We start from the raw sequence: 4,386 nt of genomic DNA, 5'->3' as shown, positions 1-4,386 counted from the left end.
GCACCGTGCGCGCGAGACCGGCGATGAGGCGGGCCGACTCGACCCGCCACACCGCCTCGACGGTCTGCGCGACGGTCACTGCGCCGCGCTCACTGCTGCTGCGAGGCGATCCGCCCGCGCAGGTCGTCCTCGAGCGCCTGCCGCTCGGGGGTGAAGGCGTCGCCGAAGTCCTCGGGCTCGTGGAACCGGCGCAGCTCGACCGTCCCCTGCCGGAACGGCGCCTGCCGCAGCCACTCGACCGCCTCGTCCATGGACGAGACCTGCCAGATCCAGAAGCCGGACACCAGCTCCTTCGTCTCGGCGAACGGGCCGTCGAGCACGACCGGCGCGTCGCCGTCGAAGTCGATCCGCTTCCCCTCGCGGCTCGACGCCAGCCCGTCGCCGGCGAGCATGACGCCCGCCTCGACCAGCCGGGCGTTGAACCGGCCCATCTCGTCGATCTCGGCGGCGGTCGGCATGCGGCCCGCCTCGCTCTCGTCCGTCGCCTTCACCAGCACCATCACGCGCATCGCGATCCCCTGCCCTCGTCCATCACTCGTGTCGTCCGTCGCTCGTGTCGTCCGTCGCCGGGCCTACTGGCCCTGGCCGATCTGCTCGCGCAGCGCCGCCTCGGCGGCCCGCACCTCGGCGGTGAACTCCGCGCCGAAGTCCTCCTCCTCCCAGATGCGACGCAGCTCGATCGTCTGGTCGCGGAACGGCGCCTGCTTGATCCACTCGACCGCCTCGTCCATCGAGCCGACCTGCCAGATCCAGTAGCCGGCCACCAGCTCCTTGGTCTCGGCGAACGGGCCGTCGATCACCACCGGCGTGTTGTCGGCGTCGAAGGCGACCCGCTTGCCCTCACGGCTCGGCCGCAGCCCGTCGGCCGCGACGAAGACGCCCGCCTGCACGAGCTTCTCGTTGAAGACGTCCATCTCGGCGAACTCGTCGGCCTTGAACTCCGAGACGGACTCGATCTCCTCGTTCGCCTTCACCAGCACCATCACGCGCATTGCGATCTCCTTCGTCAGCGGACGCTCCTCGGTCTGATCGGGTGCGACCTTCACCGGTGCGTCGAACGGCCTCGACGGGATTCGACACCGACCCCCTGACAATTTCCGGATCCCCGCCTCACCGGCCACCCGCGCCCCGGTGCTCGACCCGCCACACGATCTTGAGCCCCGACCAGTCGTCGTCGATCGCGGCCACCTTGACGTCGACGAGGCGGCGCGTGAGTGCGGCGTCGCGGATCGCGTGCTCGTCGACGTCGCTCACGTGGCCTGCGGCCTTCCGCGGCCAGGCGACCCACAGCGCGCCGGCCGGGAAGATCCGCGGCGCCGCGGCCTCGAGCGCGGGCACCACCTCGACCCGCGTGCGGACGAAGTGGAGCAGCACGTCGGCGCCCCCGGCGCTGTCGTCGGCCGGCTCGAGCGGCGGCGGTTCGCGCAGCGCCCAGCCGTCCGGCGCCGCGATCGCCGCGAAGCGGGTGCCCGGCTTGAGCCCGAGCTTGCGCGCCTGGGGCGTCGCCGAGTACCCCGCCGTCGAGGACCGCGCCATGCGAGGACCGTAGTGCTCCCCTGCGCGCAGCACATCCCCGTCAGCACATCCCCGTCCGCGGACATCGGGTCTGCCCGCGCTCGCGAGGCAACCGCCGCCGGGTGGTGTGTGGCGCCCTGCGGGCGGACACGCCGCACCAGCCCCCGCAGCATCGCCACACACGCTGGGTGTCCCGCGGTGTGTGGCGCTCCTGCGGGCGGACACGCCGCACCAACCCCCGCAGCATCGCCACACACCCCGATCAGCGCGCGTCGGGCCTGGCCCGTCGGCCGGCGCACCCGGGGCAGCCCCGACCATTCCGGACCAGGATGCCCACGCCGACCCATGCGCCACCACGGGCATCAAGATCCGGAGCAGCGCGGGCGCCATCGTCCGAACCGGGATGCCCACACCGACCCATGGCCGGCCACGGGCATCAAGATCCGGACCAGCCGGGCGCCATCGTCCGAACCGGAATGCCCACACCGGCGCACGGTTCGATGCGGGCATCAAGATCCGGTCCGCCCGACGAGTGCCTCGCGCGGGCGGGCAGACCCTATCGACCGGCACCAGCAGGGGGCGGTCCGCAAGGCGCCCCGCCCCGGCGGGCACCGCGGCGCGGCGAAGGGCGTCAGGGGGCGATGGCGTCGAGGGCGCGGAAGATCCGCTGCTCGCTGACCGGACGCGCGGTGCCGAGCTGCTGGGCCCAGAGGCTGACGCGGAACTCCTGGATCAGCCGGGCGACGTCGCGGACGTCCTCGCCGCGCGCACGCAGCGGCGGCAGTGCGGCGACGAGCGTGTCGAGGGCGTCCTGGACGACGCGCACGCGGGCCATGCGGCCGGCGTCGACGTCGAGCTCGCGCGACAGCCGCTCGAGCCGGCGGGTCATCGCGGTCACCCAGCGGGCGAGGTCGGGCAGGTGTCGCCGGCCGGTCGCGGTGACGAAGCCCTGCGGCAGGATCCGGCGGAACTGGTCGCGCACGTCGTCGATCGCCTCGCGCTGCGCCGCGGGCACCGGCCCGGTCGGCAGCAGGGTGCGGGCCTCGTGCGCCGCGGTCAGCACCTTCTCGGCCGCACCGAGCACCGCCTGGGTCTCGCCGACGATCCGGGACGCCACCGCCTGCCGCAGCGCGACGAAGTCGGCCCGCATCCAGGGCACCGAGGTGAGCAGCGCGTCGACCGCGGCGTCGGCACAGTCGTCGATCAGCGCACCGAGCGATCCGTCGGGGTTCGCCGCGAGCACGAGCCGGCTGCGCGGCCCCACCGAGCGCTCGACCGGCTTCACCGGCGACGGCACCGTGAGCCGGACGAGCCGCCGCACGCCGGCCGGCATCGCCGCGGCCTGCTCCGGCTCGGTCGGGAAGACGCGCAGCTCGACCGACGAGCCGGCGTCGACGAAGGCGGGGAAACCGCGGACGACGTGTCCGGTCGACGTGCGCTCGACCACGCGGGGCAGTTCGGCGAGATCGTCCGGCCAGTCGCGCAGCCCGACGCGCGAGTACTCGTCGGACACCGACGCGCTCACCGCCTGCTGCACCTGCGTGGCCAGTGCCTCCTGCAGCGCCGGCAGGTCCTTGCCGCGCGCGAGCACCTCGCCCGACGGCGCCTCGACGGCGAAGGTCACCCGCAGATGCGGCGGCACCTTCGCCAGGTCGAACGCGTCGATGGGCACGAGCACGCCCGAGCGCCGGTGCAACAGCCGTTGCAACGCCGGCAGCAGCGGCTCGCCGCCGGGCTGCAGCTCGGCGAGCACGGCCCGTGCGGTGTCCGGCACCGGGACGAACGCGCGCCGCAGCTCCTTCGGCAACGACCGGAACAGCTCGATCACCAGCTCCTCGCGCAGCGCCGGCACCTGCCACGCGAAGTCGGCCGCCCCCAACCGCGCGAGCACGTCGACGGGCACGTGCACGGTGACGCCGTCGTCCTCGGCGCCCGGCGCGAACCGGTACGTCACCGGCAGGTCGAGGTCGTCGCCCGCCGTCCACGACGACGGGTGCTCCTCGTCGTCGACCGGCGCGACGAGCAGGTCGTCACGGGTCATGGTCAGCAGGTCGGGTGTGCGGGAGCGCGTCTTCTTCCACCACGCGTCGAAGTGCCGCGCCGAGACGACGGAGGCCGGGATGCGCGCGTCATACCAGGCGAAGATCGTGTCGTCGTCGGCGAGCAGCCCGCGCCGCCGCTCGCGCTCCTCGAGCCCGGCGAGCTGCTCGCGCAGCGCGGCGTTGTCGGCGACGAAGCGGTGCCGCGTCGTCCAGTCGCCCTCGACGAGCGCGTGGCGGATGAAGAGCTCGCGCGCGCCGGCCTCGTCGATACGGGCGTAGTTGATGCGGCGGCGCGCGACCAGCGGCAGGCCGTAGAGCGTCACCCGCTCGAACGCCGTCGCCGCGCCGCGCCGGGCGTCCCAGTGCGGCTCGCTGTAGGTGCGCACGACGAGGTGCTCGGCGAGGTGCTCGAGCGACTCGGGCTCGATGCGGGCGGCGATGCGTCCGTAGAGCCGCGACGTCTCGACCAGCTCGGCGACGATGACCCAGGCGGGCGGGTGCTTGCTCAACACCGACCCGGGCGCAAGGACGAAGCGGGTGTTGCGCGCGCCGAGGTACTCGCGGGTCGATGCCGGCGGCCGCATGCCGAGTTGCGACAGCAGCCCGGACGCCAACGCAGCATGCACGGCCGCGACCGGCGCCGGCTCGTCCTGCGGCGTGATGCCGAGGCTTTGCGCGATCGTGCGCAATTGCCCGTGCAGATCCTGCCACTCGCGGATGCGCAGGTAGTGCAGGAACTCGTCGCGGCACATGCGCCGGAACGCGTTGCCGGACAGCTCGCGGCGCTGCTCGCGCAGGTGGTTCCACAGGTTGAGGAAGCCGATGAAGT

4 protein-coding genes are annotated in these 4,386 nt (G+C 73.6%); all 4 read right to left on the bottom strand.

The window, feature by feature from the left end; genetic code table 11:
- Positions 1–89: 89 nt before the first annotated feature.
- A complete protein-coding gene (locus ACTHMS_RS22600) occupies positions 90–509 on the bottom strand; it encodes a YciI family protein (protein ID WP_440308910.1) in 420 nt (139 codons plus the stop codon).
- A 63-nt stretch (positions 510–572) separates the two neighbouring features.
- Positions 573–992 (bottom strand): YciI family protein, encoded by a 420-nt coding sequence (locus tag ACTHMS_RS22595; RefSeq protein ID WP_440308911.1) that lies wholly within the window; start codon positions 990–992, stop codon positions 573–575.
- Between the two features lie 118 nt (positions 993–1,110).
- The gene (locus tag ACTHMS_RS22590; protein WP_440308909.1) at positions 1,111–1,536 is read right to left on the bottom strand and encodes a hypothetical protein; all 426 of its coding nucleotides are present in this window, start codon (positions 1,534–1,536) and stop codon (positions 1,111–1,113) included.
- Positions 1,537–2,146: 610 nt separating this feature from the next.
- Positions 2,147–4,386, bottom strand: a 2,240-nt coding sequence (hrpA, locus tag ACTHMS_RS22585; RefSeq protein ID WP_440308908.1) for an ATP-dependent RNA helicase HrpA, incomplete at its 5' end; no start/stop codon positions are given.

The organism is Jatrophihabitans sp. (assembly GCF_051960575.1).
Classification (GTDB): Bacteria; Actinomycetota; Actinomycetes; order Mycobacteriales; family Jatrophihabitantaceae; genus JBQCEE01.
This window is presented reverse-complemented; position numbering and strand designations above follow the sequence as displayed.

What these genes read in the sequence shown, in the direction of transcription:
- ACTHMS_RS22600 (WP_440308910.1), bottom strand. Translation starts at nt 509, where the DNA reads ATGCGCGTGATGGTGCTGGTGAAGGCGACGGACGAGAGCGAGGCGGGC.
- ACTHMS_RS22595 (WP_440308911.1), bottom strand. Translation starts at nt 992, where the DNA reads ATGCGCGTGATGGTGCTGGTGAAGGCGAACGAGGAGATCGAGTCCGTC.
- ACTHMS_RS22590 (WP_440308909.1), bottom strand. Translation starts at nt 1,536, where the DNA reads ATGGCGCGGTCCTCGACGGCGGGGTACTCGGCGACGCCCCAGGCGCGC.